Origin of the sequence: Agrobacterium sp. SORGH_AS 787, assembly GCF_030819035.1 — a bacterium.
In the GTDB taxonomy this organism is placed as follows: Bacteria; Pseudomonadota; Alphaproteobacteria; order Rhizobiales; family Rhizobiaceae; genus Agrobacterium; species Agrobacterium larrymoorei_B.
The window spans coordinates 851,489-877,598 of sequence record NZ_JAUTBG010000002.1; the positions used below are offsets into that span (position 1 = coordinate 851,489).

At 58.6% G+C, this 26,110-nt stretch carries 21 protein-coding genes; 4 read left to right on the forward strand and 17 right to left on the reverse strand.

The window, feature by feature from the left end; all coding sequences use genetic code 11:
* From bfr to QE435_RS13505, 4 genes are all read right to left on the reverse strand, one after another.
* Complete coding sequence (gene bfr, locus QE435_RS13490) at positions 1–492, reverse strand: bacterioferritin (protein WP_306934635.1); 492 nt, start codon at positions 490–492, stop codon at positions 1–3.
* The gene (locus QE435_RS13495; protein ID WP_306934636.1) at positions 458–769 is read right to left on the reverse strand and encodes a (2Fe-2S)-binding protein; all 312 of its coding nucleotides are present in this window, start codon (positions 767–769) and stop codon (positions 458–460) included. The genes bfr and QE435_RS13495 overlap by 35 nt, the downstream gene beginning before the upstream one ends.
* A gap of 248 nt (positions 770–1,017) precedes the next feature.
* Complete coding sequence (gene phbB / locus QE435_RS13500) at positions 1,018–1,743, reverse strand: acetoacetyl-CoA reductase (RefSeq protein ID WP_306934935.1); 726 nt, start codon at positions 1,741–1,743, stop codon at positions 1,018–1,020.
* A gap of 71 nt (positions 1,744–1,814) precedes the next feature.
* Positions 1,815–2,996: an acetyl-CoA C-acetyltransferase gene (locus QE435_RS13505; protein ID WP_349041684.1), complete on the reverse strand. Its 1,182-nt coding sequence runs from the start codon at positions 2,994–2,996 to the stop codon at positions 1,815–1,817.
* Positions 2,997–3,343: 347 nt separating this feature from the next.
* Between QE435_RS13505 and phaR the strand changes: the two genes are divergently transcribed.
* Positions 3,344–3,922: a polyhydroxyalkanoate synthesis repressor PhaR gene (gene phaR, locus QE435_RS13510; protein WP_349041685.1), complete on the forward strand. Its 579-nt coding sequence runs from the start codon at positions 3,344–3,346 to the stop codon at positions 3,920–3,922.
* 25 nt (positions 3,923–3,947) lie between these two features.
* Here phaR and QE435_RS13515 read toward each other — a convergent pair whose 3' ends face one another.
* The 8 genes from QE435_RS13515 to QE435_RS13550 all read right to left on the reverse strand — a co-directional run bounded on the left by QE435_RS13515 (position 3,948) and on the right by QE435_RS13550 (position 16,884).
* Positions 3,948–5,318 carry a cytosine deaminase gene (locus tag QE435_RS13515; protein ID WP_349041686.1) on the reverse strand — a complete coding sequence of 457 codons (1,371 nt, stop codon included), beginning with the start codon at positions 5,316–5,318 and terminating at the stop codon, positions 3,948–3,950.
* A gap of 56 nt (positions 5,319–5,374) precedes the next feature.
* Entirely contained in the window at positions 5,375–6,358 is a 984-nt protein-coding gene (locus QE435_RS13520; protein ID WP_349041687.1) for a LysR family transcriptional regulator, read from the reverse strand.
* A complete protein-coding gene (locus QE435_RS13525) occupies positions 6,355–7,344 on the reverse strand; it encodes a 2-oxoglutarate and iron-dependent oxygenase domain-containing protein (RefSeq protein WP_349042855.1) in 990 nt (329 codons plus the stop codon). Before QE435_RS13525 ends, QE435_RS13520 begins: the two co-directional genes overlap by 4 nt.
* A 91-nt stretch (positions 7,345–7,435) precedes the next feature.
* On the reverse strand, positions 7,436–8,215 hold the full coding sequence (locus QE435_RS13530; RefSeq protein ID WP_349042856.1) for an ABC transporter permease: 780 nt from the start codon (positions 8,213–8,215) through the stop codon (positions 7,436–7,438).
* Between the two features lie 22 nt (positions 8,216–8,237).
* Complete coding sequence (locus tag QE435_RS13535; protein ID WP_349041688.1) at positions 8,238–9,011, reverse strand: ABC transporter ATP-binding protein; 774 nt, start codon at positions 9,009–9,011, stop codon at positions 8,238–8,240.
* 4 nt (positions 9,012–9,015) lie between these two features.
* Entirely contained in the window at positions 9,016–10,005 is a 990-nt protein-coding gene (locus QE435_RS13540) for an ABC transporter substrate-binding protein (RefSeq protein WP_349042857.1), read from the reverse strand.
* Positions 10,006–10,653: 648 nt separating this feature from the next.
* Positions 10,654–11,967 (reverse strand): MFS transporter, encoded by a 1,314-nt coding sequence (locus QE435_RS13545; protein WP_349041689.1) that lies wholly within the window; start codon positions 11,965–11,967, stop codon positions 10,654–10,656.
* Positions 11,968–12,120: 153 nt separating this feature from the next.
* Positions 12,121–16,884: an NAD-glutamate dehydrogenase gene (locus QE435_RS13550; RefSeq protein ID WP_349041690.1), complete on the reverse strand. Its 4,764-nt coding sequence runs from the start codon at positions 16,882–16,884 to the stop codon at positions 12,121–12,123.
* A gap of 535 nt (positions 16,885–17,419) precedes the next feature.
* Here QE435_RS13550 and QE435_RS13555 point away from each other — a divergent pair.
* Positions 17,420–17,992, forward strand: coding sequence for a CarD family transcriptional regulator (locus QE435_RS13555; protein ID WP_027673546.1), 573 nt, complete (start codon positions 17,420–17,422; stop codon positions 17,990–17,992).
* A gap of 121 nt (positions 17,993–18,113) precedes the next feature.
* On the opposite strand, the gene QE435_RS13560 is transcribed toward QE435_RS13555, so the two are convergent.
* On the reverse strand, positions 18,114–18,659 hold the full coding sequence (locus QE435_RS13560) for a L,D-transpeptidase family protein (protein ID WP_349041691.1): 546 nt from the start codon (positions 18,657–18,659) through the stop codon (positions 18,114–18,116).
* A gap of 141 nt (positions 18,660–18,800) precedes the next feature.
* On the opposite strand from QE435_RS13560, the gene QE435_RS13565 reads away from it, so the two are divergent.
* Positions 18,801–19,484, forward strand: a complete 684-nt coding sequence (locus QE435_RS13565) for a response regulator transcription factor (protein ID WP_306934645.1) — start codon at positions 18,801–18,803, stop codon at positions 19,482–19,484.
* A gap of 123 nt (positions 19,485–19,607) precedes the next feature.
* Complete coding sequence (locus QE435_RS13570) at positions 19,608–20,063, forward strand: cyclic nucleotide-binding domain-containing protein (RefSeq protein WP_306934646.1); 456 nt, start codon at positions 19,608–19,610, stop codon at positions 20,061–20,063.
* A gap of 12 nt (positions 20,064–20,075) precedes the next feature.
* Here the strand turns inward: QE435_RS13570 and QE435_RS13575 are convergent, their stop codons facing one another.
* From QE435_RS13575 to QE435_RS13590, 4 genes are all read right to left on the reverse strand, one after another.
* Entirely contained in the window at positions 20,076–20,879 is an 804-nt protein-coding gene (locus QE435_RS13575; RefSeq protein WP_349041692.1) for an exodeoxyribonuclease III, read from the reverse strand.
* A gap of 184 nt (positions 20,880–21,063) precedes the next feature.
* A complete protein-coding gene (locus QE435_RS13580; RefSeq protein WP_306934648.1) occupies positions 21,064–21,789 on the reverse strand; it encodes an outer membrane lipoprotein carrier protein LolA in 726 nt (241 codons plus the stop codon).
* A 116-nt stretch (positions 21,790–21,905) separates the two neighbouring features.
* Positions 21,906–24,539, reverse strand: coding sequence for a DNA translocase FtsK (locus QE435_RS13585; RefSeq protein ID WP_349041693.1), 2,634 nt, complete (start codon positions 24,537–24,539; stop codon positions 21,906–21,908).
* A gap of 209 nt (positions 24,540–24,748) precedes the next feature.
* A complete protein-coding gene (locus QE435_RS13590) occupies positions 24,749–26,095 on the reverse strand; it encodes an ammonium transporter (protein ID WP_309771996.1) in 1,347 nt (448 codons plus the stop codon).
* Between the last annotated feature and the right edge of the window lie 15 nt (positions 26,096–26,110).

Consider the following 26,110-nt stretch of genomic DNA (forward strand, 5'->3'; position numbering starts at 1 on the left):
TCACTCGGATTCCGCAGAGTCGGCCGAGTCGGCGTTAAGCTGACCGTACTTGGCTTCGCCGATCTTGTTGAGAAGATCGAGCTGCGTTTCGAGGAAGTCGATATGGCCTTCTTCGTCGATGAGGAGCTGTTCGAACAGCTTCATCGAGACATAGTCGCCGGCATCGTGACAGATGTCGCGGGACTTCTTGTAAGCCGTGCGGGCGTCGTATTCGCCAGCGAGATCGGCTTCCAGCACTTCCTTGACGTTCTGGCCGATGCGCAGAGGTGCAACGGTCTGAAGGTTCGGGTGGCCTTCGAGGAAGATGATGCGATCGATGATCTTGTCAGCGTGCTGCATCTCTTCGATCGACTCGGCGCGCTCTTTCTTGGCGAGCTTTGTGTAGCCCCAGTCGTTCAACAGCCGGTAGTGAAGCCAGTACTGGTTCACTGCACCGAGTTCGAGGAACAGTGCCTCGTTAAGCTGCTCGATGACTCTTGTGTCGCCTTTCAATGTCCGCTCTCCTGTTGTCTTCATGCAATTGTTTCAGGCGGGACATAAAATCAAAAACTTCGGCCTCAGTCGAGTGCCGACGTGCATGATATTCTTCCGTGGTCTTGATGATCAGGTCGACGACAGTCGGGAAACAGCCGCAGCAACGACCACGCTTCTGCATGGCGTGATAGACTTTTGCCGGGACGATGAGCTGCCAACAGTCTTCGTCAAGAAGCTCGTTGATGACATCGCGAATGTCGTTGTCGGTGATGTAATTGCAGCTACAAACCAGCATGATCCATTGCCTGCGTGACGCAACACGTTGTTTTCCCTGTTAAACCAAAACAGGACATTCGATGTCAAGAAAAACAATGGCACAATTCGACAAGTGATATATTTAGAGGATTTCTAAACTAGACGAAAAACTTCGTGTTTTCATCGATTTAGCGGATTCTTGATGAGAGGCGTATGGATTGCCATGCGCCACTCCGCCCACGCCCCAAGCGCACGATCACGGATTTGTGATCGTATTTTTGATGCCTATCAGGCGAAATACTGCCCGCCATTGGCCGTCAGCGTCGATCCAGTGATGAAGCCTGCGTCATCGGAGGCAAGGAACAGGGCGCACCGTGCAATCTCTTCCGGCTCACCCAATCGCCCCACCGGGATATGCGGCAGGATCCGCTCCTTCAAAACGGCCTCAGGAATGGCACGCACCATCTCCGTGCCGATATAACCGGGGCATATGGCGTTGACGGTAATGTTGCGCGAGGCGCCTTCCTGGGCCAGCGCCTTCGTCAGCCCGATGTCGCCCGCCTTGGATGCCGAATAATTCGCCTGCCCCGCCTGGCCCTTCTGGCCGTTGATCGAGGAGATGGTGATGATGCGACCGAAGCCCCGCTCGCGCATGCCAGGCCAGATCGGATGCGTCATATTGAAGACGCCGTTGAGGTTGGTATCGACGACCTCACGCCATTGCTGCGGCGTCATTTTGTGGAACATGGCGTCGCGGGTAATGCCGGCATTGTTGACAAGGATGTCGATCGGTCCGAGCGCCCGTTCCACCTCGGCCACGCCCGCCACGCAGGCATCGTAATCGCGCACGTCCCATTGATAGGCCGGAATGCCGGTCGTCTGCCGAAATGCCTCGGCGCGATCCTCGGTGAAAGCGTAATTGACCGCGACCTTGTAGCCTGCCGCCTGAAACGCTTTCGCGATCGCAGCACCGATACCGCTTGTTCCACCCGTTACCAACGCCACCCGGCTCATCGTCAAGGCCCTCGATTCCATTGAGTAACCCTTTAGATGGGCCAACGTGGCATTTCAATGATTTGGGCCGATCACAGCCCTTCGAGGCACATGGCAATACCCATGCCGCCGCCGATGCAAAGTGTCACGAGACCCTTGCTTGCCCGGCGCCGCTTCATCTCGAAAACAAGTGTGTTCAGAACACGCGCACCGGATGCGCCAATGGGATGACCGATCGCAATCGCACCGCCATTCACGTTGACGATTTCCGGATCGAGACCGAGATCGCGCACCACCGCGCAGGATTGCGCGGCAAAAGCTTCGTTTGCCTCGACCAGATCAAGATCGCCAACCGACCAGCCCGCCTTGGCCAGAGCCTTTCGTGAGGCGGGGATCGGGCCGGTCCCCATGATCTGTGGATCGACACCGGCGGTTGCCCAGGACGCGATGCGCGCCAGCGGCTGGATATTGCGCCGGGCTGCCTCTTCTTCCGTCATCAGCAGCACAGCGGCAGCGCCGTCATTAAGGCCAGAGGCGTTGCCCGCCGTCACGCTACCCTCCTTGTCGAAGGCAGGGCGCAGCTTGGTCAGCGCCTCCAGCGACGCGCCTGCGCGGATATATTCGTCGGCGGAGATGGTCACATCGCCCTTGCGGCCCTTGATGACAAAGGGTGTGATCTCGTCTTCGAAGCGCCCGGCTGCCTGCGCCGCCTCCGCGCGGTTTTGCGAGCGCACCGCATATTCGTCCTGCTCTTCACGAGACAACTGCCACTGGCGGGCGATGTTCTCTGCGGTGATGCCCATATGATAGCCATGGAACGCATCGATCAGGCCATCCTTCAACATGGTATCGACCATCTTGAAATCGCCCATCTTCACGCCGCCGCGCAAATGCGCCGCGTGTGGAGCCATGGACATGGATTCCTGTCCGCCCGCAACGACGATGGACGCATCACCCAACGCGATCTGTTGCGCGCCGAGCGCGACAGCCCGCAGGCCAGAACCACAAAGCTGATTGATGCCGAAAGCGGTTGCTTCCTGCGGAATGCCGGCCTTCATTGCGGCCTGGCGCGCCGGGTTCTGCCCCTCGGCGGCGGTCAGCACCTGACCAAGGATCGCTTCATCGACATCCGCCGCCGCAACACCTGCCCGTTCCAGAACCGCAGTGATGACGGATGCGCCAAGTTCGTGCGCCGGAGTATTCGCAAAGCTGCCATTGAACGAGCCGACTGGCGTGCGTGCGGCGCTCGCGATCACGATGGAGGATGAAGGCATGGATGTTTTCTCCCGAATTTTGCCGCGAGACTGTCAAAGCTTGGGGCGCAAGTCAATTTAGCCAGGTCGATTTGAAAGGACGCTGCAGAGCAGCATCCGCATGCTGCAAAATTGCTGCGCAAGAAAGTGACTGCTGCATCGCACAAACCATTTGTCAGACGCCTTTGTTTCAGCATACTCTTTTGAATGGGAAGAGCAAAAAACACTAAAGCGTAACGCGATCTTTCAGATTCGCTCACACGCTTTATGTCCTTGTTTTGTGGCATGTCGTTATCGCAAACCGCTGCACACATTTGTGCGACATGATCTAGGAAAACAAGCAAGACCTGCATCGCGAGGAGGCGAGGATGGGAAGACATGGCGGCGAGACCGTTATCAAGAAATACGCCAACCGGCGGCTCTATAACACCGGGACAAGCACCTATGTGACGCTGGAAGACCTGGCGAAGATGGTCAAGCGCGGCGAAGACTTCAAGGTTCAGGACGCCAAGACATCTGAAGACATTACCCATGCCGTGCTGACGCAGATCATCGTCGAGCAGGAAGCCAAGACCGGCAACACGCTTCTGCCGACCGCCTTCCTTCGACAGTTGATCTCCTATTACGGCGACCAGATGCAGGTGGTCGTGCCGACCTTTCTCGAACATTCGATGAACGCATTCTCCGAGCAGCAGAGCCATATGCAGGAGCATATGGGCAAGGCTTTCGGCGACCCGTCTCTAACGAAGAATTTTTCCGCGCCCTTCCAGTTGATGGAAGAGCAGATCAAACGCAACACGGAACTCTTCAAGCAGACGATGCAGATGTTCACGCCCTTTGCCGCGCCCGCATCGACGCCGAAGGAACAGCGCAAGCCCGACGCCTCGGAGATCGATGAGCTGAAGGCGCAACTGCGCAATCTTCAGACCAAGCTCGATCAGCTCTGACAGTCGGCAGCCTACAAGCGGAAACTCATCCCCGGCCTAACAGCTGGTAAGATGGGAGTGCCACGTCAGCGCTCGCGCCGTGCCGAATGATCGACCGGTCACTTTGCGGACGGGCAAGAACCTGGCTCATGGTCCAGGCATTCAGGATCATCAGGTCGGCCTTGCGGCCGATGGCGATCAGACCGGCGTCCTGCCCGATGATCGATGAGGGAACGGCGGCGGCCAGCGTTGCCGCGTCACCATAGGGGTGATCGAGATGCAGGATCTTCACCGCCTGCCTCCAGGTGTCGAGCATGTCGTGATCCCCATAGGCATAGAACGTGTCGCGGCAGTTATCGCCCGCGACCGCGACACGAATGCCAGCGGCGCGCAGTTCCTTGACGGGCGTTACCCCTCGCCACCGCGGGGTTCTGAGCTGCTGGCGGTCCTGCAGATACATATTCACGGTCGGCAACGTCACAATGCTGATGCCGGCCTGCGCCAGAAGCGCGAGACGCTCGGCGAGTGTCTCCTCCTCAAGAAGTGCCAGCGAACAGCAATGGCCGCATGTTACCCGCCCCTCATATCCGTAGCGTATCGTCGCGCGCGCAATCGCGGGAAGGGAATCCCCCGTTGCTGCCTCATCCACGTGCAGGTCGATGTCGAGGTCTCGCTCGCTTGCCAGCCTGAAGAGAATGTCCAGCAGTCCCTCCATGTCGTCCAGACCGCCATGCGTGCCGCCGCTGGCACGTGTGACCCCGCCTATGAGACCGCCGCCCTCTGCCACAAGATCGGCAAGATCGCGGCCATGACCGGAGGCGTAGATGTCGAGTGGAACAAGCGCGACGGCTTGCAAGGCAATGCGTGACGACCAGCGTTCAGCGGCCTGTCGATAGGCGGCCCAGGTGATATGTGCCTGCCCCTCATGACTGTCGAGATGGGTCCGAATGGCTGCAACGCCATGGGCGTAGGCAGTCTCAAGCCCGAATTCCATGCGCGCTGTCACGTCCTCATGGCTCCAGTGCGCCAGACGATCGGCCGTCGTTGCCGCGCGCGCGCCTGCATGGGTTCCACCGGAATCAGGCGCGCGATCCACCATATGTCCCTTGTCGAGATGGGCATGAACATCGACAAGAAGCGGCCAGACGTGGCGGCCCGCAAGATCGATGACGTGAACGGCACCGTCAACGGCAAGAACGCCAGCGGGAGCGATGTCAGCGATCGCATCATCTTGCACAAGGAGATCGACCAGAAGCGCCCCGTCCCGATCCCTGACGCCTCCTTCAAGCCCTGGAGCTGCCATCAATGCCGCAGGGATCCGCGCATTGCGCAAATGCACCCGACCATTCCCGGTCAGTCTCCCTATGGCCAGACCCGCCCGGTCGGGGATAGTTTCCGTGCTCTTCTCTATTGTCATGATGTTACTTTCACATCCTATAGCGTGTCGCGCGAAGGTGTTCCGCTGGTGATACGTCAAGCACCCTCGTCTTCGGGCAACCTCAAACGTTCCGAGGCGAAATTGATGAAATGGCTCGCGGCGGGCGATAGCGAGCCACGCGCCCGATGCAGAATGTTGAGCCGCTGCAGGCCACCCCCGCCAGCAAGAGGAATGAAGGCAAGCTCGCCATTAGCAAGCTCCCGATCCACATCGACGCGATTCAAGAAGGTGACATGCGGTTCGACATAGGCAAGCCGCTTCATCAGCTCCATCGAATTGGTCTCGACAACCGGGTCGAGTTGCGCCCGCGCCGGCGCCAGGTTCTCCACCAGTTCGCGCAGCGACAGGCTCCTGTCCGCAAGCACCATCGGATAAGCAAGACAGTCGGAGATTTTCAGCGTCTTGCGCAGCGCCAGGGGATGATGAGGAGAGACCACAACGCCTAGCCTGTGGCGAAACTCGGCGACACGTTGCAGGCGGCTATCCTCTGGAAGATTGTAAGCCAGCGCGAGATCGGCTCGACCGGATGCGACCAGTTCGACAACGCTGTCCCGATCACCGACGATCACGCGCAGGCTCACTTGCGAGATTGCGCTGCGATAGGCGGCAACGATCTCGGCGAGCCTTCCGGCAGCCAGCGTCGCCATGGTGGCGACCGTCACCTCGCCACGTGACAGCCCTCGCAACGCCTTGATCTGGTTTCGCATTGCCTCGTGCGCTTTCAGCGTGTCGCGAATATGCGCGATCAGCAACTCGCCGGAACTGGTGAGCTTCAGCCCCTTGGGCAGCCGCTCGAAAATCGGCGCGCCGAGTTCTGTCTCTAGGTCGAGAATATAGCGATTGATGGCAGACGCTGCGACATTGAGCTTCTTTGCGGCCTTGCGGATCGAGCCTTGGCGGGCAACCTCGTCTATATAGCGCAAGGCGCGACCATGCAGCATATGCGTTCCCATGTTTGAAGAGGAGCGCGAGGCGCCCCCCTCCACGATGGCATTGCCGCTGGGCGCAATCAACGTCATTTCTTGGCGAAGTTGGCGTTGATACGGCGGGTGAGATACTCCCCGGCGGTGATCGGCTCATATTTGCCGAGCGGACCCACCATGACAGCGTCCTTGTTCGCCTGGCAGAAGAAGGGGAGCGACAAGCGGCGGCCGAGATATTCGCCCGGACGTGGCATTCGGACGCGATGCAGCGTCGATTGCAGTTGGTCATCCGACCAGCGCATCAGCATGTCGCCAATATTGCAGGTGATGTAACCGTTTCTCGGCGGCACGTCGGTCCACTGGCCGGCTGCGGCATCCTTGCCGGGGCACACCTGAAGACCGCCCTCGCCTTCCTTCTGGTGAAGGATCGTCAAGCAATCGAAATCCGAATGGGCGCCCGCGCGCCAGAACTGGAAGTCTTCCGGCTTGGCATTCTCCATGGACATATAGTGGATGAGGCGCAGGGTAGACTGGTACTGATCGGAAGACGGATCATGCGCCTTGGCAAAGAAATCCTCGGCAAAGCCCATCTTTAGCGCGAAGCAGGACAGAATGCGCATGCCAAGCTGCCAGTTCTGGGCTTCGAAGCGGAGCATGGTCTCCTTGAAGCCCGGAAGCTCCTCCTCGCTTGGCCACAGATTGGTCATTTCGGGCCGGGTAATCTGATAGCTTTCCTTGTTGTCCGGCGTTCCGGTGGAGGGCCGTACCTGTGCTTTGAACTCCCAGCCGGCATTGACACCCTTGGGCATCGGATATTGCGCCTTGATCTCCTGCGGCAAGGCAAACAGGCGCCAGGCCGTGTCGAAGGCAAGATCGATATCAGCCTGCGCTATTCCGTGATTATAGACTTGGAAGAAACCGATCTCGACGGACGCCGTCCAGAGCTGATCGGCAATCTCCTGTTTGCGGTTTTCGAAGTCGGAGAGATCGATAACCGGGATTTCGCGTTCGACGGTCGTTCCCTCGCCGCCGATGGTGGTCTCCTTGTTGAGTTCGGCCAGACTGTAATTTGCTGCATTCATCATGGTCTTTTCTCCATGCTTTGCTCCCGCGGGAGCTGGGTTGAGGAGCAATGTCCGGGCGCGCCCGACTGCTTCTACTCCGGGATGGGGTTCAGTCTTTCTTCGGCAGGCTCCAGGGAAAAAGGAGACGCTGCGTTGCCTGCACGATCTGGAACAGAAGGAGCGAGAGGACGGCGAGCACGAAAAGTCCGGCCCACGCTTCCGGCAATCTAAACATCGAGGTGGAGAACTGGATGAAGTAACCCACGCCCGCTTCCGACGCGCAGAATTCCGCGACCACCGCACCGATGACGGCAAGTGTGATGGAAATCTTCAGCGCGGAGAAAATGTAAGGCACGGCGAAAGGCAGACGGATTTGCGTCATTTCTCGAAAACTCGGCGCCCTGAGACTTCGCGACAGTTCGATCAGTTCAGGTGGTGTCGCGGCAAGCCCCGTCGCTGTCGAGACCACCAAAGGGAAGAAGGTGATGAGACAGGTGATCACGATGCGCGGCGCATCACCGGCACCCAACACCACGATGATGATCGGCGCGATGGCGACCACCGGCGTCGACTGGATGACCACCAGCACCGGGTAGAGCGTTTTGGAGAGGATGGGTGAACGCATCAGAATGATCGCCAATGGAATGGCGATCACGATGGAGAGAAGATAGCCGATCAGCGCCACGCGCAGCGTCGACCAGACATGCAGGCTCCAGCGGCTAAAGCCGATGGCCGGAAAGGCATCGAAAATCGCCGAGGGACGTGGCAAAAGGTAGGACGGGATGGCAAGCATCCGGCAGGCGAGCTCCCAGATCAGCACGATGCCGATCATCGTCAGCAGAAAGGGAACGCCTGGTAGGCTGACGGCCCGACGGACCGCAAGCCACATCCTTTTGCCGAAACCTGGCACGTCACGCGGCCTTTCGGCCGATAAGGAGATCGCGGAGAGTGGCTGATAGGTCATGGATAGCCTTGTCGTTAGCGGTTTGCGGGCCGCGCGGGCGAGCCACGGGAACGGGAATTTCGGTGAGCACGGTACCCGGCCTGCCGGTCATCACCAGCACACGGTCGGAGAGCAGAGCCGCCTCGCTGACGGAATGGGTGATGAAGACAACGGTCTTCGGCCGCTCGGAGAAGATTTTGAGCAGATCGAAGCCCATGACTTCACGCGTCAGCGCGTCCAGCGCGGAAAAGGGCTCGTCCATCAGCAGAATGTCCGGGTCCATCAACAGCGCACGGGCTATCCCCACCCTTTGCTGCATGCCGCCGGACAATTCGTCCGGCAGGCGTTTCGCGAAGCCGTCGAGACCGACCATGCTAATCAGCTCCGCCGCCCGGTCGCGTTCCTCCGACGTCACGCGTCCGCGTTTGTGGCGCGCCGGGAAAAGAATGTTGTCCTCGACCGTCGCCCATGGCAACAGCGTCGGGCGCTGAAACACGATCCCGATATCGTCGCGCGGCTCGGTGACCTTGAGCCCGAACACCTCGACCTGACCGGAGGTTGGCGTGAGAAGACCGGCGATCATGCGCAGCAAGGTCGACTTGCCACAGCCCGAAGGGCCCAGGATCGCTAGAAACTCGTGGCGAGCTACCTCGAAACTGATGTCACGGAGGGCTTCTGTCTTGCCTGTGCGGGTGAGAAAGACCTGCCCGAGTTTGTCGAAACGGATGGCTGCTGGGCTCATTGCCTTACTCCGTGGCAATGAATTTGCGACTGACCGCAGTCTCAGGATCGAGCTTGCCCGCATCGATACCTTGGGCGGTCGAAACGCGCTTCCACGTCTCGGCAAGCCGCTCGGGCTTGAGCACGCCGAGGCCGTCCTTTTCCGTGACCTCGTTGAAGATCAGCGGCAGCGTGTCCTTCAAAGAGCCTTCAACATCCTCCGCCTTCAACTCCGGAACCATGGCGACGACGGCGGCTGCGGCCTTTTCCGGATTGGCCTTGGCGAACTCGATCGACTGCTTGTAGGCATCGACGAAGCGGCGAGCGACGTCGGGGCGCTTGGTCAGAAACTCGTCATTTGCCAGCAGCGAGGCGGAATAAAGCTCCAGTCCGGCGGAAGACCATGGCAACGCGACGATCTCCTTACCGGCAGCCTTCGCCTGGTTGCTGTATCGGGTGAAATCCGTCATCCAGGCAATGATGCCATCGACATTGCCCGTCATCAGCATCGGGCCGAGGGCGCCGGGATCGGCCTTGATCAGCTTAACGTCGCTTTCGGCGATATTCTGATCCTTCAGGACCAGGGGCAGATAGACGTTGGACGACGTGAAGGGCGATGTGGCGATGGACTTGCCTTTGACATCCGCAACGCTCTTGATCGGGCCATCCTTGAGAACGTAGAAGGCATGCGGTCCTTTGTTGAAGATGGAAAGGACGGCCGTAACCTTAACCCCCTCCTTTGCCTTGGCTGCCATCAGCGCGCCGATATCCGAAACGCCGATATCCGACGTGCCTGCAGCAAGTCGCGAGATGGCTTCCGTCGAGCCGCGGCCGGAGGCAATCGAAACGTCGAGTCCGGCTTTCTCACAGAAGCCCTCGTGTATGCAGACATAGATCGGCGCTTTGTCCCCGCCCGGAAGCCAGTCGAGCTGAAAAACGACCTTGTCGGCGCTGAGCGCAGGGGTCGCACCGAGACAGAAAGCGGCGAAGGCAGCAGCAAGTTTAGGAACAGACATCATCAGCATTCTCTCCAGGTTAGTGTTCTGTTTTAAAGGACGCCGACAGGGACGCGATCCGTGCTTCGGGAAAGCCTTCCGACAGCAAGGTCAAACGGGCGCAAGCGCGCTTTTCGGCAAGGGGACCGGTAAGGCAGGAAAGACACCTGTGGCTTTTAAGGGCCACATCGGGATCTTCAATTTTCAGGTTCAGAGGGCGAGAAAAGGTCTCTTCTTGGGTCATATGATCATCCTCGACAGACAAATCCGTCGAGCAATGTCCAGAGCGTTGGGCTCAGACCGCTTCTACTCGCCCCTTTTTCATTCCACAGGAATTGCTGTATCGCAAGAAGTTTGTGCGTTCTAAATAAGCGCCTAAATATTACTCAATTTTAGGCTGGAAGTGTACCGAGACCTAGGCCGCTTATTGCTAGTATATTGATCTAAAATATTTTTTTGACACTACAGTACTGTCATTAGAGGATCTACGAAGCATTCAAATTAGGCGTTCTAAAAATCAGTACGCAAAGGACTGAAAATTGTGGTTCGTCTGGGCTGCGTTCTAGACATCTCAAGCCAGGTCGCGGCCTCACTGATGAGGCCAACCACATGACTTGGCCTGATAATGAAAAGCGCGAAGGGCACGGCGAACCTTCGAGAAGGCCGGTGTCAGTTTGGACGAGAAGGAACACGCAGAAGCAGGATAAATCCGGCGCCGAGGAAGAGGATCAGCGTCGCCATACCGATATGGGCGGAGCCGGTCGCATAGGTTGCGACGGAGAACATGAGCGTTGCCATGAAGCTGGTGGCGCGCCCGGAGAGCGCGTAGATGCCGAAATAGCGGCCCGCTTCGGCAATCGTGATGTTGCGCGCCAGATAGGAGCGTGACGAGGCCTGCACCGGGCCGAAGGCAAGACCGATCAGCACGCCATAGACGATATAGGCCTTTTCCGCCCCGCTGCTGAAGAGACCATGGGTTTCCTCAGGAGAGAATTGCAGCAATCCGAACAGGGTCGATGTCTTTTCCGTTGAGATGATGCCGAGCGTCGCCAGAAGCAAAAGCATGAGGCTGATGATGATCATCGTGCGCGAGCCGAGCCGCTGATCGAGCCTGCCAGCGGCAAAGCAGCCGCCAATGGCAACAATGTTGAGAATGATGCCGTAAATGCCGATCTCCATCGTCGCCCAGCCGAACATGCCAGCGGCAAAGGCTCCGCCCAGGATGAGCAGCCCGTTGACGCCATCCTGATAGAGCATCCGTGCGATCAGAAAGCGTGTGATGAGCGGACGGTGGCGCAACTCCTTCAGCGTCGATTTCAGCTCCGACAAGCCCGAGCGCACAGCCCGCCCAAGCGGCAGCCCCTTCTTCACATCGGGCGTGAAGAAGAACATCGGCAGGATAAAGATGAAGTACCAGATCGCGGCGATCGGTCCGGTGATGCGGGCGTCTTCGCCGGTGGCCGGGTTTAGCCCGAAAAGCGGCGGCAGGCCGATGATGGTAAGCCCCGTCTGTGGACTGGCGGCCATGAAGAGCACGATGAAGATCAGGACGATCATGCCGCCAAGATAGCCTAGCCCCCAGGCGGTGTTGGAGATTCGCCCGACATTCTCCGGGTTTGTCAGACGCGGCATCATAGAATCGTTGAAGACGATGGAGAATTCCGCCGCAATTGAGGCAAAGATCATGAAGAGGGCGGGCCACAACACCGGTGATCCGGGCGCGGCAAACCACAACATCGCAAGACAGATAATCTTGATGGCGGCAAAAAACGCAATCCAGGGCTTTCGCGACCCCGACTGATCGGCAATCGATCCAAGGATGGGCGAAAAGATTGCAATGACCACGGACGAGATGGTCGCGACATTGCTCCAGAGCGTTTGCGCCGAGACCGGATCATCCGTCAGCCGGGCGACGAAATAGGGGCCGAAGATGAAGGTGGTGACGACGGTGAAGAAGGGCTGCGCTGCCCAGTCGAACAGCATCCAGCCCCATATGCCTTTTGCGTCGACTTTCGGGGCGTCGGTTGTCGGAGAGCTACTGTCGGTTCTCCCGTGCGGGAAGAAGAAGTCATTCGATTGCCTTTCCGCACGCAGACGACCCGGTGTGTAACAGCCGGGTCGTGTGATTATGAGACGTTAGACGCTTCGGGTCTGGACTATATCCGAAAGCAGACCTGCGGCAACGGTGAGCCGCGCGAGATTTGTCTCGCCGCTATCGCTCAGCGCTGCAAGTTCCGAGACGATGCGATTGACGCGCACACGGTCGGCTGCATACCAGGCTTGAACCGGGTTCTTCTCCTTCGCATGTTCCGTGAGCGCCGAAACCACGATGCGGCGGCGTGACGAGGCGATCTGGTCCTGGCTGCGCAGCAGCGCAAGACTTTCATAATGATCGGCCGGGCTGACGCGCTGGCTGGCATCAAGAAGCCTTGCGACGCGGAAGGTCGTTGAAACGGCAGCATAGCTTTCCGCCGCACGCGCCAATGTCGTGCTGGCCTGGTCGGCAATCAGCATGATTTCCGGCACGTAGACCAGAAGGCGCAGTGTCTCGAGCTCCCTGACGAGCGCCGGCGAGACGCCGCCGATCTCGGGAAGACCGATCTCCTCCTGATATTTTGCCGCAGCCAGAGACAGCGTTTTGATCGCGCTTTTTAGCCTCTCGACCTCATCCTGCATGGCGCCGGTGACGGTACCTGCCGTCTGGAGATAGAGTCGTGTCGCATCGCCAAAGATCTGCATGACCCTGGCATAAAGATCGTTCTGCACGACACCGGAAATCTGACCATCCAGCGCATCGATCTCGTTCCACAACCGCTTCAGGCCGAAGCCATCCTCAACGATCATCGCCGCCTTGACGACGGCTGGAGCAAGGAGACCGCTTGCATCCACCAGCTTCTGGACGAAGCCCGGACCGCCGCGATTGACGACTTGGTTGGCAAGCGCCGTGGCGACGATTTCGCGATGCAGGCGATGGCTGGCAATATCCCCCGCATAGGTCTTCTGCATCTTGCTGGGGAAGTAATCCGTCAGCAGATGCTGGAGATAGGGTTCGTCCGGCAGGGTGCTAGCCACCAGCGTATCGAACAGCGTCAGCTTCGCGTAGGACAGCAGAACGCCGATTTCAGGCCGGGTCAGCGCCTTGCCAGCGGCATAGCGTTCGTTGAACTCCGCGTCGTTCGGTAGGGTCTCCACCTTGCGGTTCAACTGGCCGGAGGATTCCAGTGCTGCCATTAAGCGGCCCAGCTCTTCGCGGTTGCCGCTGCCCTTGCGCTCGACAAGCGAGATTGCCAAAGACTGGAGGTAATTGTTGCGCAGCACCAGTTGCGCCACTTCCGAGGTCATAGAGGCGAGCAACTGGTTGCGCTTCGGCAATGTCAGACGGCCGTCATTCACAGCGGATGCCAGCGCAATCTTGATATTGACCTCGACGTCCGAGGAATTAACCCCAGCGGAATTGTCGATGGCATCCGAATTGCAGCGCCCGCCGGACAGCGCATAGGCAATACGGCCCTTCTGGGTGATGCCGAGATTCGCCCCCTCGCCGATAACCTTGGCGCGCACTTCCGTGGCGTTGATGCGGATCGGATCATTGGCGCGGTCCCCCACCTCGGCATTGGTTTCCACCGCCGCCTTCACATAGGTGCCGATGCCGCCGAACCACAGGAGATCGACGGGCGCTTTCAGGATAGCCGTCATGATCTCAAAGGGCGTTGCCACGGTCTTGTCGATGCCGATTGCGGCAGCGGCTTCCGCCGTCAGGGTCACGGATTTCTCCGCCCGCGAAATGATCATCGCGCCCTTCGACAATGTCGAGCGGTCGTAATCCTGCCAGCTGGAACGCGGCAGTTCGAAGATCCGCTTTCGCTCTGCGAAAGAGACATCCATATTTGGGGTCGGATCGATGAAGATATCGCGGTGGTCGAAGGCGGCGATCAGTTCGATCTTTTCCGACAGCAGCATGCCGTTGCCGAAGACGTCGCCGGACATATCGCCCACGCCGACGACCTTGAATGGCGTCGTCTGGATATCGGTATCCATTTCGCGGAAATGACGCTTGACCGTTTCCCAGGCGCCGCGCGCAGTGATGCCCATCTTCTTGTGGTCGTAACCGGCGGACCCGCCGGAGGCAAAAGCATCATCGAGCCAGAAACCCGCTTCGCGCGCAAGCCCGTTGGCGGTGTCGGAAAAAGTTGCCGTACCCTTGTCGGCCGCCACGACGAAATAAGGGTCGTCGCCATCAAGCCGCACCGTGTCCGCTGGCGCAACAATATCATCGCCTACGATATTGTCGGTGATGGACAGCAGCGTGCGGATATAGGTCTTGTAGGCTTCCTTGCCGGCGTTGAAGATCTCATCGCGATTGCCACCCACCGGCAGCATCTTCGGATAGAAGCCGCCCTTGGCGCCGACCGGCACGATCACGGCGTTCTTCACCTGTTGGGCTTTGACGAGACCCAGCACTTCAGTGCGATAATCCTGGCCGCGATCCGACCAGCGAAGGCCCCCGCGCGCCACCTTGCCGAAGCGTAGGTGAACGCCTTCAACTTCCGTGCCATAGACGAAGATTTCGCGGAAGGGACGCGGATCCGGCAGACCATCCAGAAGCTTCGGATCGAATTTGAATGCCAGCATCGCCTTTGGCGAACCGTCCTCGTTGCGCTGGAAGTAGTTGGTGCGTAGCGTGGAATCGATGGCGTTGACGTAGCGGCGAAGTGTCCTGTCCTCATCGAGATTGGGCACACCGGAAAGATCGGCCTCGATTGCCTTATGCAGATCGGAGAGTTTGCGCAGGCGCGGTTTCTCGCCAAGCTTGGGATCGAAGCCATGGGCGAAAAACTCGAAAATTCTGCGCGCAATGACCGGATATTTGAACAGCGTCTCGGAGATATGCTCCTGCGAATAAACGATGCCCGTCTGGCGCAGATAGCGCGCATAGGCGCGCAACACGGAAACCTCGCGCACCGTCAGTCCGGCGGCAACGATCAGGCGGTTGAAATTGTCATTGTCGACGGTGCCATCAAAGGCCGCGAGAAACGCCTCTTCAAGCCGCGGGCCGTTGACGGCAAGATCGAGTGTGACACCCGGCTGGACCCGAAGCTCCATGTCGTGCAGCACGATGAAATCGGTCTTTTCGCCGGAGACGACGCCGATGTCGAAGGTCCGTTCACTGATGACGCTGAAGCCGAGATTTTCGAGAAGCGGCACGCGACGCGACAGCGGCAGATGGCCGTCGCGGTGGAAGATCTTCAGCGAGAGAATATTCTCCGCCTGCTCAGCAGTCCGGTAGAATTCGATGCGGACCGGCTCGCCAGTGGCGGTCGCGACAATATCGGCCATGTCGCCGATGGCCTCTTCCGGGGTAAAGGCCTCCTGATAGGCCTGATCGACATCAAGCAGAGGAGCGCCAGGTTCCGAAAGCGCCGTAAAATGATCGATCCAGCGCGCGGCGATCTCGCTAACGGCATCTTCCAGCTTTTCCTGCGCGATGCGCGGCGTCTTGCCATTGCTGCGCCCGACGATGAAGTGGACGCGCGCAAGTGCGCCTTCCGGGAAAGCTGGATAATAGGCAGAGATGTGACCGTCATAGACGCGCGCGAGATAGTCGCCGATTTTCTCTCGCACATAGGAATTATACTCCTCGCGCGGCACATAGATGATGACGGAGACGAAGCGGTCGAAGCGATCGATACGCGCGAGCACCCGCACCCTCGGGCGATCGGCAAGCTCCATGATCTGTTCTGTGTAGCGCACCAGGAGATCGGTTTCGATCTGGAAGAGGTCATCACGCGGATAGGCTTCCAGCGTATTGTGCAGAATGCGTCCCGAATGGCTGTTGGGGTCGAAGCCGAAATGCTCTTCGACCTCGGATGCCTTAGCACGCAGAAGCGGGATTTCGTGGACCGATCGCGTATAGGCCGTGGCGGTGAAGAGGCCGACGATGCGCAGCTCACCGACGACATTGCCGTCGGCATCGAACCGCTTGATGCCGATATAGTCCATATAGGCGCGGCGGTGGACAAGCGACTTGACATTGGCCTTGGTGACGATGAGGAAATCCGGACCATCCAGAAACGCCAGGATTTCCGGTGTCGTCATCACCGCGTCCTTGCCAAGACGCAGCACGCGCACATCCGGATCGCTCAAGATCCCCAGACCGATGCCATCCCCGCGCTCGATCCTGGCGGAACTCCCCTTGCCGGAATAGCTGTAGTCACGCATACCAAGGAAGGTGAAATTGTCCTTGCGCAGCCATTCCAGAAACTCGGAAGCCTCTGTGCGATCCGCTTTTCGGCGCGACGATCCGCGCTCCTTCAACTCATTCAGCGCCTCATCGAGCTTGGCCAGCATCGGCTTCCAGTCGCTATAGGCGGACTGGACCTGGGCGAGCACGAAGCGAAGCCGCTCCTTCAGCGCATCGGCTGCCTGCGGCGTGACGGGGGCAATGTGCAACTGGATAAGGCTGATATTGTTTTCCGGTGCATCGGTTTCCGGATCAGCCAGCCTGTAGCCGCCGGTGGCATTGGCATCCGCCACCATGATGGGGTGAACCGCAAGATATAGGCTACGGTAGCTGCTGGTGACCTCGCCCATGACCGAGTCGTAAAGGAAGGGCATGTTGCGGCCGACGATCGTCAGGATGGAGACCGGCACGTCGCGCGGTGCAATTCCATCGACCTGCGCGATACCGATATGGGGGCGGTCGGCCCTCCACTGCGAAAGTTCGCGTAAGCTGTGGCTCGCGGCTAAGGCCAACATTTCCGCAGAATAGTGCTCGATGTCGTCCGTGCTGGCACGACTAAAAAGTGTATTGGGATCGATGAATGGCTTGCCGGTGGCTTCCGCCAGCTTTTTCGCTTTTTCGAGCTGTTTGTCGCGTTTTGGGTTGTTCCGGTAGCCCATTTTGCCTTCTTTCTTCCAAAAATATGCGCGTTTCAGCGATAAAAGGGAGAAAAATCGTGATTTTTCCCAAATTCGAATCGGATATTGGCGCGGAATTATGAATAGTTTAAGTGGCAAACGACAAATTGGCGGGGCGCGGGGAATTTAATCGATTCGCCATGGATCAACCCTCCCTGGAGGACCTTCACCGGCGTCGTTTTGTTAACGTACACGGCAACCTTGTTGTGACTCAGTCGCCACGGTGGAAGCAAATTATTGATTTCCACGTATTTTTGTGGTAGACAGGAGAAACTGATCCACAGCGCGGCACTATCGTGCCCTAAAACACCTCGAAAGCAAGTCATCAATTGCACGCGGTTTCCGTGACATATCCTACTTTTGTGTTGTCGATCACCGGATTGCGAGATGGTTTCTTTTTGCGTGCTCGGCTGGACCAGTTCGGAGTCACCTGACGGCTTGCCCCCGTCTCATCCGGGCCTGACCGACCCGACCCCGGAAACCCCCGGGTGTATGTAACAGGGAGTTTAAAAAACGAATGACGACCCAGCAGAAGAAATCTCCAGCGCGCCACGGTTTCAAGACCGGAGAAGCGATCGTTTATCCCGCTCACGGTGTCGGCACCATTTCGGCAATCGAAGAACAGGAAGTCGCGGGCATGAAGCTCGAACTCTTCGTCATCGATTTCGAAAAAGACAAGATGCGCCTCAAGGTGCCTGTTGCCAAGGCTGTCAGCATCGGCATGCGCAAGCTGTCCGAAGGGGATTTCGTCGAGCGTGCGCTGAAGGTTGTTCAGGGCAAGGCACGCGTCAAGCGGACCATGTGGTCGCGTCGCGCGCAGGAATATGATGCAAAGATCAATTCCGGCGATCTGATCGCCATCGCAGAAGTGGTTCGCGATCTCTATCGCGCAGAAAACCAGCCTGAGCAGTCCTATTCCGAGCGCCAGCTTTACGAAGCAGCTCTCGATCGCATGGCCCGCGAAATCGCAGCCGTGAACAAGATGTCCGAAACCGAAGCTGTTCGCCTCGTTGAAGTCAACCTCAACAAGGGCCCCAAGCGCGGCAAGGCCGTCGAAGAAGACGATGCACCGGAAGAAGAAGCCGCATAAGGCTTTTCACCTACAGAATGTCAAAAAACCCGCCCGCCTTGTGGCGGGTTTTTTGTTTCTTTCGCAAAGATGGCCATTCTGTGTTGAGGGCCTCTCGGCAAGTCACTCTCTATACAAGTCCTTATAGAACCTGGATAATCTGTCCTGGACGAAGATGGGGCAGAAGACGGCGCATGTCTCTGGGGTGCAGTGCAACGCAGCCAGCGGTCGGCGCATAGCCGGGGCGGATCATATGCATGAAGATGGCCGAGCCGCGATTGCGCTGCCTGGATCTGACATTCCAGTCGAGCACCAGGCAGACATCGTAAAGACCGTCTTCCCGGCAGATGTCTTCGTGGCTCGGCTTGAACGGAGCCTTCACCAGCCGATTGTAGTTCGGATCGCTTGGCGCATCGCACCACAGCATCGACTTCACCGCCCGACGCAATGTCAGGCCGGTCTGAACGGCCCGCATGCGTTCTCCCCGGATGAAACCATAAAGCAGCGGCATCTGAGCGATAGGCGTTTTGCCGTCACCTTCACGTTTGAAAACAGAGCGTCCATTGCGACCAATCGCAGCCTGAAACGTTAAATGACCAAGCTGAACGATCGCCCGATTTGGTTTCAACGGCGAGGGGCGGACGAGAAGCCTGGGAGGTGACGTTGCGGATTCAATCTTTCTGGTCATCACTCTTTTTCACGAGATTTTGCTTTGAAGATGCTTCACCCTGACGTCATAGCACGCCGTTATTGCTGCACAAGGGTTGACGCGAAGCGCGCAAACCGCTGAATTGGTTTGGAAATTAAAAGAGAAAGGCGACGGTACTCTATGACGGCCCGTACATTGCTTCTGGTTGATGACGACGACGATCTGCGCGACACCCTTGCCGAACAACTTTCGCCCTATGAAGAGTTCTCGCTTCTCACAGGTGCGAACGCCAATGCCGCCATCCAGACGGTGAAATCCACCCAGGTCGATCTGTTGATCATGGATGTGGGCCTGCCGGACATGGATGGGCGTGAGGCGGTGAAGCTGATGCGCAAGAGCGGCTTCAAGTCTCCCATCATCATGCTGACCGGACACGACACGGATTCCGACACGATCCTTGGTCTTGAGGCAGGCGCGAACGACTATGTGACGAAGCCATTCCGCTTTGCCGTGCTGCTTGCCCGTGTCCGCGCGCAACTACGCCAATACGAGCAGAGCGAAGACGCGGTCTTCACTGTCGGCCCCTACCAGTTCAAGCCGAGCCAGAAGCTGTTGACGACGGAAGATGGCAAGAAAATCCGTCTGACGGAAAAGGAAGCGGCCATCATTCGCTACCTCTACCGCGCCGGTAGCGCCGTCGTCACACGCGACGTCCTGCTGGAAGAGGTCTGGGGCTACAATTCCGGCGTTACCACCCACACGCTGGAAACGCACGTCTATCGTCTTCGCCAGAAGATCGAGCGAGACCCCTCCAACGCCGAAATCCTCGTGACTGAAAACGGCGGCTACAAGATCGTTCCGTAAAAGGGCGTTTTTCTTGATCGGCTCTTGTCTTGGAGTCCGCATTGGTCGAAAACGGGTTGAACCGCGCTGCCGCAAATCTCAGCAGCGCGGCGTCGGACTTGCATTTCCCAGGTGGATCAGCCCATGGCGTTGAATGACGATATCAAGCTTTTCGCGCAGGTGCCGCTGTTCCAGGGTTTCACCGAAGATCAGTTGCGACTGATTGCTTTTGGTGCTGAGCGACGGCGCATCGCCGAAGGGCACATGCTGTTTCGCCAACACTCTCCAGCCGAATGCGCCTTTGTCGTCTGCTACGGAAGCTTCGATCTGTGGACGGAAGAGCGTGACGGCAAAAGAGAGGTTCAGGCGACGGCTGGCCGCGGCTGTCTTCTATCGGAACTGGCGCTCTTCACGCTATGCGAACGCAAGTTCACCGCAGTCGCACGGGAAGACTCCGAGGTCATCCGTATTACCCGCATCCTCTTCCACCGTATGATCGAGGAATTTCCGGATGTTGCAGACGTCGTGTCCGATCGGATCCGCGGCAATATCGCAGCGCTGGCGACGAGCGCGGCTGCGATGCGCACCCGCTTCCTCTGATCTTTCTCCCCCTCAGAAATTGAAGTGAGCCGTCACCGGCACATGGTCGGAGGGGCGGTTCCAGCCGCGGGCTTCCTTCAGAATTTCGATCCGCTCGAGCGATGGACCGAGATCCTGCGAGGACCAGATATGGTCCAGGCGACGGCCGCGATTGGCAGCCTCCCAATCCTTGGCGCGATAGCTCCACCAAGTGTAGATCTTTTCCGTTTCCGGCACGTTGAGCCGCATCAGGTCGAGCCAGTTGCCGCGCTTCATCACCTCCAGCAGACCTTCCGTCTCGACAGGCGTATGACTGACGATCTTCAATAGCTGCTTGTGTGACCAGACGTCGTTTTCCAAAGGAGCGATATTCAGGTCGCCAACCAAAATCGAGGAGGTTCCCGGCACGCTATCAGCGCTCAGCGCCTTCATCTCCTCGACGAAGTCGAGCTTGTGGCCGAATTTCGGATTGATCGACCGGTCTGGCTCGTCGCCCCCTGCCGGAACATAGAAGTTATGAAGGCGGATGCGGCGGCTACCGACCTGAACCAGAGCGGAGATATGGCGGGCATCCCCTACCCCGCAGTAATCCTGGCGATGATCTTCCGTCAGCGGCAGCTTCGAGGCGATGGCGACGCCGTGATAGCCCTTCTGTCCATGAATGATGACATGCTCATAGCCGAGCGCCCGCAGGGGTTTGAGCGGAAACTCGCCATTTGGGCACTTGGTCTCCTGCAGGCAGAGGATGTCAGGCTTGTAACGCACCAAGAACTGCTCGACGATCGGCATGCGCAGCCGCACCGAGTTGATGTTCCAGGTGGTTATCGAGAAAGTCATGCCTCACGCTCCGTCTCATGCAGCGAAAGCGCCGTGCGTCCTATTGGACGCACAAAGGACGCTTTACCTTTTGAACTGCGCATCGTGCTTTTCCAAAAACCGATTCCGATTTCGGGCCGATGCTGTAGAGGCAGGCTTATAACAAGAGGGCAGAAAACTGGAAACGCTTTCTGCTGTCTTAAGGTCAACCGCGTTTGCGGACTTCCTCGTAGTTGATGTTGAACACCTTGTCGTCGAGGTTCACGCCCGTCTGGACGTTGAAGATCATGACCGTCGTGTCCTTGTTCTGCGCATCCGTCGTGGTCCACTGGCGAAGATCGAAGGTTTTGGGATCGAACATGAGGGTGATCGTTGAATCGCCGAAGATGCTCTTATCACCAAGAACGATGGTGATCAGATCGGACTCTTCCTTGACGCTACGAACCTTCTGGTTGCTCAGATCGATCTTGTCGGCCAGAAGCAGGCTGAGCGGTGTCTTGGACAGCGGGTAGATGTCCCATGTCTTCAGCTTCATATTGCCGATCACGACGTTGCGGCCATCAGCAATCACGCGCATGGGCGACGGGTCTTCATAGTTGAAGCGAAGCTTGCCGGGGCGCGAAATATAGAATTTGCCGCCTGTCTGCTCACCCCGCGGACCGAACTGAACGAACTCGCCCATCATCGTCTTCACCGACGAGAAGTGGTTGGCGATCTTCTGCGCCGTCGCGCCGTCTCCTGCACCCTGCGCCAAAGCGGCAATTGGCGAGAGCGCCACGGAGGCGGCCGCTGCCGAAAACAGCGTCATTACGCCTCGCCGTGTCATGCTGCTCTCAAGGCCGGGATGCTGAGCGGAAACGACCGAGCGGGTATTCTTCATTCTGTTCTCCTTCATCGCATCCCATGTGCCGAAAAAACACGGCGGCTTCATGACATGGAGCGACGGCTATAACGCCGAAAGCACACGCCTGGTTGCGGTTACCGAACCGGCACCCAAGCAACTGGTATCAAAGACCAACTGGCGGTGGAGCGTTAGACAATTGGGAATCAATCATTCTCCGTCGGCACGAGAATTTCGCGCTTTCCGGCATGGTTGGCAGGTCCGATGATACCTTCCTGCTCCATCCTTTCGATCAGCGAGGCCGCGCGGTTATAACCGATGCCGAGCCTGCGCTGGACGTAGGAGGTCGAAGCCTTGCCATCGCGCAGAACGACGGCCACGGCCTGATCGTATGGATCGTCGGACTCGGCCATGTTGCCGGTGCCGGCAGGACCGCCGCCATCCTCGTCCTCATCCTCTTCGGTGACCGCTTCGAGATAGTCTGGCGAGCCCTGGGTCTTGAGGTAGGAAACGATCTCTTCCACCTCATTATCCGACACAAAGGGACCGTGGACACGCTGGATGCGACCACCGCCTGCCATGTAGAGCATGTCACCCATGCCCAGCAGTTGCTCCGCGCCCTGTTCGCCAAGGATGGTGCGGCTGTCGATCTTGGAGGTGACCTGGAAGGAAATGCGGGTGGGGAAGTTCGCCTTGATCGTGCCGGTGATGACATCGACAGACGGACGCTGCGTTGCCATGATAACGTGAATGCCAGCAGCACGCGCCATCTGCGCCAGCCGCTGCACGGCACCCTCGATATCCTTGCCGGCGACCATCATCAGGTCGGCCATTTCGTCGATGATGACAACGATATAGGGCAGCGGCTTCAGATCGAATTCTTCCGTCTCATACATGGCCTCGCCCGTCTGGCGGTCGAAGCCGGTCTGCACGGTTCTCGTCAGCACTTCGCCCTTGTCGAGCGCCTGCTGAACGCGGGTGTTGAAGCCATCGATGTTTCGAACACCGATCTTCGACATCTTCTTGTAGCGCTCTTCCATCTCCCGCACCGTCCATTTCAGCGCGACGACGGCCTTCTTGGGATCGGTGACGACGGGCGATAGCAGGTGCGGGATGCCGTCATAGATCGACAGTTCGAGCATCTTAGGATCGATCATGATCAGGCGGCACTGTTCCGGCGTCATGCGGTAGACGAGCGACAGGATCATGGTGTTGATTGCGACCGACTTACCCGAACCGGTGGTACCGGCCACGAGAAGATGCGGCATCTTGGCCAGATCGGCGATGACGGCTTCGCCACCGATGGTCTTGCCAAGCGCCATCGGCAGCTTGGCCTTGCTGCTTTCGAAATCGCGCGAGCCAACCAGTTCGCGCAAGAACACCGTCTCGCGCGTGCGGTTCGGAAGCTCGATACCGATGGCATTGCGTCCGGGAACGACGGCCACACGGGCGGCAATCGCGCTCATCGAGCGGGCGATATCGTCCGCCAGACCGATGACGCGCGAGGACTTAATACCAGGCGCCGGTTCAAGCTCATAAAGCGTCACGACAGGACCAGGGCGCACATGGATGATCTCGCCCTTGACGCCAAAGTCTTCCAATACGCCTTCGAGGCGGCGGGCATTCTGCTCCAGAACGTCCGCATTCAGCGTGTTGTCCTTGACGACATTCTTGGGCTCGGCCAGCAGATGGATCGACGGAACCTGGAAACCATCCGGCGAGATGAAGGAGGTTTGCGCTTCGCGTGCGACCCGCTCGCTCGGCTTTGGCCGCGGAGGCGGTGCCGTGATACGCGTCGGGCTTCCCGGTGCCGGGCGCGCAGCAAAGGGCGCATCACCGGAGAGAACACCATCGGGCAGGCTGTCCTCATCGTCAAAGGGCGGCTCGTCGAGATCATCACCATTGACGGATGGTGCTTGCCGACGGGCACGCGCTTCCGCCCGTTCTTCGAAGGAAGGTTCTGCTCTTTCCAGACGGTTGATCGCGGTTTTCAGGCGCGACGGCTCATTCAATGTGCCGAATTCGTAATCGTTGAAGTCGTAGGGCTGCTCGAACTCGTTGGTGAGCGACTTGGGCTTCAGGCCGAAAATGCGCCGAAGCCGCGCCTGGCTGATGTACCAGTAGTGGGTAAGTGCGCCAAAAGCGAGGACGTTGGCGAAGAAGCCCTCGCCGTCGTCCTCATCATCCTCTTCGATCTCCTGCGCCTTGCGGGCCTTGCTGGTGGTGGCAGCCTGTGGCGCGAAGGGCTCCTCCGCATCCTGGTCGAAGGCGCCGAGAAGTCCAGAAGCGACCAGCATCAGCCAGGCCGCAGGCACCGCCAGGATTGCCCCCAGCACGGTCGCTGCGGTGCCGGTCGGATAGGCACCGAGGAAGAGCGCGGGGAAGCGCAGGATCATATCGCCGATGACCCCGCCAATGCCGTTCGGCAGCGGCCATGTCTGAGGTGCCGGGAAACATCCAAGCGAGGCAGAGGCGATGAAGGCACCACCGATCCAGGCCATGAGGCGGGTCGGCATGCGAGTAAGTTTGCGGCCGGAAATCAGCACGAAGGCCCAGGACAGAATGGGCAACATAGCGATCAATGACGACAGCCCAAGAAACTGCATCATAATATCGGCGAAGATCGCGCCGCTATGTCCGAGCAGATTGGTGGGCTCGTTGGAGGTCGCGTAGGAGAGGCTGGGGTCGGCGACATTCCAGGTCGCAAGTGCAGTCACGCCCAGCGCCAAGGCTGCCAGAACGGCAAAACCACACAGCGCCATGATCTGTCGCACGACGAATGCCGTCAGCACGAAGCGATTGTCGCGGCCCTCGAATGTCGGAGAATTCACTCTGCCCATATGTTGAACCTGTCGTCCTTAGTTTTTCCGGAGCTTCGTGACCGAAGCAGGGATGACAGGGCAAAATAGCGGCATGCTGGTTAATGCGGCATTAACCACGGCGAAACTCGTTTACCAAGATTGGTGCCTTAAAACGAAGAAACCCGGCGAGAGGATCGCCGGGCTTCGATGGTGAGAGGTGCGAGTGCGCAGAGCGCACCCACCCGATCTTAGTTGTGGTATGCGGCTTCGCCGTGGGACGCGAGGTCGAGACCTTCGCGTTCGGCTTCGACCGGCACACGCAGACCGACGATGATGTCGACGACCTTGTAAAGGATTGCAGAGCCAATACCCGTCCACAGGATGGTGATGACGACGGCCTGAATCTGAACCATCAACTGACCACTCATGGTCTGCTCGCCCGCATAGCCAACGCCACCAAGCGAGGCGCTTGCGAAGATGCCGGTCGCCAGAGCGCCGAACATGCCGCCAATGCCGTGAACGCCGAAGACGTCAGCCGTGTCGTCGTAACCGAACTTGTTCTTCACCACGGAGACGAAGAAGTAGCAAAGCGGGGAAACGATGATACCCATGACGATCGCACCCATCGGACCGACGATACCAGCTGCAGGCGTGATGGCAACGAGACCAGCGATCATGCCGGAAGCCGCACCCAGCATGGAAGCCTTGCCGCGCGTAAAGCTTTCGACAACGCACCAGGAGAGAATGGCTGCCGCAGTGGCGATGAAGGTGTTGACGGTTGCGAGCATCGCGCCGCCGGAAGCTTCAAGGTTGGAACCGGAGTTGAAACCGAACCAGCCAACCCACAGCATGGCAGCGCCAACATAGGTCAACGTCATGGAGTGCGGAGCCATCATGTCCTTGCCGTAGCCCGTACGCTTGCCGACCATGATCGCGCCAATAAGACCGGCAACACCGGCATTGATGTGAACGACCGTGCCGCCAGCGAAATCAAGCGCGCCGAGACCGAAGAGGTAGCCCTTGGCATCCCAGACCATGTGGGCGATCGGGAAGTAGACGAACGTCACCCAAAGCAGGCAGAAGAGAATGGAAGCCGAGAACTTGATGCGTTCGGCAAAGGCGCCGATGATCAGGGCCGGCGTGATGGCAGCAAACGTCATCTGGAACATCACGAAGATGTATTCCGGAATGACGACGCCCTGCGAGAAGGTCGCAGCCGTCGTATCCTTGGTGACACCGGCGAGGAAGAGCTTGGCAAAGCCACCGAAGAAGGGGCTCTCGGAGCCGCCGAATGCGAAGGAATAGCCATAGACAACCCAGGCGATCATGACTGTGGCGGCGATGACCGTGCACTGCATGAGAACGGAGAGCATGTTCTTGGCGCGAACGAGACCGCCATAGAAGAGGCCAAGGCCTGGAACAGCCATGAACAGAACCAGGATGGTGCACAGGAACATGAAGGCGGTATCGCCCTTGTCCGGAACAGCTGCAGCGGCTGGAGCAGCACCATCCTGCGCAAATGCAACGACCGGCGCCAGGAGGGCTGCCGCACCGGCGCTAAGCGCGCTGAGTGTGGAAATTTTCTTGAAGTTCATAATCTGAGGACTCCC

Bases quoted from the DNA above. Each gene is read 5' to 3' on its own strand.
- QE435_RS13525 (WP_349042855.1), bottom strand. From the start codon at position 7,344: ATGAATGCAGCAAATTACAGTCTGGCCGAACTCAACAAGGAGACCACC.
- QE435_RS13535 (WP_349041688.1), bottom strand. From the start codon at position 9,011: ATGAGCCCAGCAGCCATCCGTTTCGACAAACTCGGGCAGGTCTTTCTC.
- QE435_RS13560 (WP_349041691.1), bottom strand. From the start codon at position 18,659: ATGACCAGAAAGATTGAATCCGCAACGTCACCTCCCAGGCTTCTCGTC.
- QE435_RS13580 (WP_306934648.1), bottom strand. From the start codon at position 21,789: ATGAAGCCGCCGTGTTTTTTCGGCACATGGGATGCGATGAAGGAGAAC.
- QE435_RS13540 (WP_349042857.1), bottom strand. From the start codon at position 10,005: ATGTCTGTTCCTAAACTTGCTGCTGCCTTCGCCGCTTTCTGTCTCGGT.
- QE435_RS13550 (WP_349041690.1), bottom strand. From the start codon at position 16,884: ATGGGCTACCGGAACAACCCAAAACGCGACAAACAGCTCGAAAAAGCG.
- QE435_RS13555 (WP_027673546.1), top strand. From the start codon at position 17,420: ATGACGACCCAGCAGAAGAAATCTCCAGCGCGCCACGGTTTCAAGACC.
- QE435_RS13570 (WP_306934646.1), top strand. From the start codon at position 19,608: ATGGCGTTGAATGACGATATCAAGCTTTTCGCGCAGGTGCCGCTGTTC.
- QE435_RS13495 (WP_306934636.1), bottom strand. From the start codon at position 769: ATGCTGGTTTGTAGCTGCAATTACATCACCGACAACGACATTCGCGAT.
- phbB (WP_306934935.1), bottom strand. From the start codon at position 1,743: ATGAGCCGGGTGGCGTTGGTAACGGGTGGAACAAGCGGTATCGGTGCT.
- QE435_RS13505 (WP_349041684.1), bottom strand. From the start codon at position 2,996: ATGCCTTCATCCTCCATCGTGATCGCGAGCGCCGCACGCACGCCAGTC.
- phaR (WP_349041685.1), top strand. From the start codon at position 3,344: ATGGGAAGACATGGCGGCGAGACCGTTATCAAGAAATACGCCAACCGG.
- QE435_RS13545 (WP_349041689.1), bottom strand. From the start codon at position 11,967: ATGCTGTTCGACTGGGCAGCGCAGCCCTTCTTCACCGTCGTCACCACC.
- QE435_RS13530 (WP_349042856.1), bottom strand. From the start codon at position 8,215: ATGTGGCTTGCGGTCCGTCGGGCCGTCAGCCTACCAGGCGTTCCCTTT.
- QE435_RS13515 (WP_349041686.1), bottom strand. From the start codon at position 5,318: ATGACAATAGAGAAGAGCACGGAAACTATCCCCGACCGGGCGGGTCTG.
- QE435_RS13575 (WP_349041692.1), bottom strand. From the start codon at position 20,879: ATGACTTTCTCGATAACCACCTGGAACATCAACTCGGTGCGGCTGCGC.
- QE435_RS13585 (WP_349041693.1), bottom strand. From the start codon at position 24,539: ATGGGCAGAGTGAATTCTCCGACATTCGAGGGCCGCGACAATCGCTTC.
- QE435_RS13565 (WP_306934645.1), top strand. From the start codon at position 18,801: ATGACGGCCCGTACATTGCTTCTGGTTGATGACGACGACGATCTGCGC.
- QE435_RS13520 (WP_349041687.1), bottom strand. From the start codon at position 6,358: ATGACGTTGATTGCGCCCAGCGGCAATGCCATCGTGGAGGGGGGCGCC.
- QE435_RS13590 (WP_309771996.1), bottom strand. From the start codon at position 26,095: ATGAACTTCAAGAAAATTTCCACACTCAGCGCGCTTAGCGCCGGTGCG.